Source organism: Anaerovirgula multivorans, from assembly GCF_900188145.1.
GTDB lineage: Bacteria > Bacillota > Clostridia > Peptostreptococcales > Natronincolaceae > Anaerovirgula > Anaerovirgula multivorans.
This window is the reverse complement of the sequence record NZ_FZOJ01000099.1, coordinates 1-1,159: the sequence shown is the minus strand read 5'-3', so window position 1 is coordinate 1,159 and position 1,159 is coordinate 1. Positions and strand designations below refer to the sequence as shown.

General features: G+C 36.3%; 2 protein-coding genes. Both read right to left on the bottom strand.

Annotation, left to right across the window (positions count from 1 at the left end; genetic code table 11):
- Nucleotides 1-153: 153 nt before the first annotated feature.
- On the bottom strand, nucleotides 154-627 hold the full coding sequence (gene grdA / locus CHB72_RS25745) for a glycine/sarcosine/betaine reductase complex selenoprotein A (RefSeq protein ID WP_089285698.1): 474 nt from the start codon (nucleotides 625-627) through the stop codon (nucleotides 154-156).
- A 96-nt stretch (nucleotides 628-723) separates the two neighbouring features.
- Nucleotides 724-1,041, bottom strand: a complete 318-nt coding sequence (trxA, locus tag CHB72_RS25740) for a thioredoxin TrxA (RefSeq protein ID WP_089285697.1) — start codon at nucleotides 1,039-1,041, stop codon at nucleotides 724-726.
- Nucleotides 1,042-1,159: the final 118 nt, after the last annotated feature.

Here is a 1,159-nt window from a genome sequence, read left to right as displayed (position 1 = left end):
ACTGTGCATAATCATGTCTGGGGTATGCACAAGTACGTAGGATGTTCCTTTTACTACTGCATAGGACATTTCTTTCCACCTCCATAGTTTTTCGTAGAATATTTATATATTTAAATAGATGGGTGTAATTCAATACACCCATCTATTCTTTTACTATTTAAATTGACAATACTCTTCTCTAATAGCAGACATTTCTTCAATAATTTCTTCCACATTTAAAACCATTTCCATCATGCCGATTTGATCCTCGTAAACTTCAGCATTCACTTCGTCTTTAAATTGAGGCTCTACTACATGATATACTCTAAGTCCTAACTGGACTCCTGCCAATGGACCTGCAAAGGTTGGATCTCCAGCGGTTACAGTTTCTGCAGCTAATCCTGCTGCTTCTGCTTCTGCTGCACCTAAAAGCACTACAATATTTTCTGCACCATGCTTCTCGGTTAAATCCTTCACTCTTTGTTGATTTTCTAAGTCCATTGCTCCTGCAGCGGTTCAGACAAAGCATTCGGTGGAAGAGAAAACAACTTCTGCACCTGTTGTTTTTAAACATTCTTCAATCGCTGGACCTGGTATACCATCACGGTCGCCAACAATGATGATTTTTTTTCCATCATAAAATCCCATTTTCAACATCCTTTCGTATTTTATTTATTTTGTTTTTACACTCAGCCTCAAGTCCATTTGTCTTCAAAGCTAAAGCATAATTCTATGTAATATTAATTACACATACTTTTTAATCATAGCTTCGATATTTGCCATTGTGGCATCATCCTTTGTTACTTCATCGATTTTTGCACCATCTTTATAAATAGCTATTGTAGGGAGTCCCATTACCTTCTCTTTAATAGCAAGCCTTCTTGCTTTAGTGGTTTCAAGCTTACAAAACCTTACGCTTCCTTCATACTTTTCTGCTAATTCCATGATAGATGGCATTAATGCTTTACAAGGTTCACAGCTTTCGCTCCAGTAATCTACCAGCACATAACCTTCTCCTTGTAATACCTCGGTTTGAAATGTATCCTTATCTACAGCTAACATTTTTTTACCTCCTTCAAAATTATTGCACTCTGTAAAAGCCACTGACACCAAATCAAAGATTTGGGTCATCTACTTTTACTCATGAAAAGTACTTTCTATATATTTTTCTGCTTGAATA

Coding starts and splice junctions, on each gene's coding strand:
- trxA (WP_089285697.1), bottom strand. CDS start 1,041: ATGTTAGCTGTAGATAAGGATACATTTCAAACCGAGGTATTACAAGGA.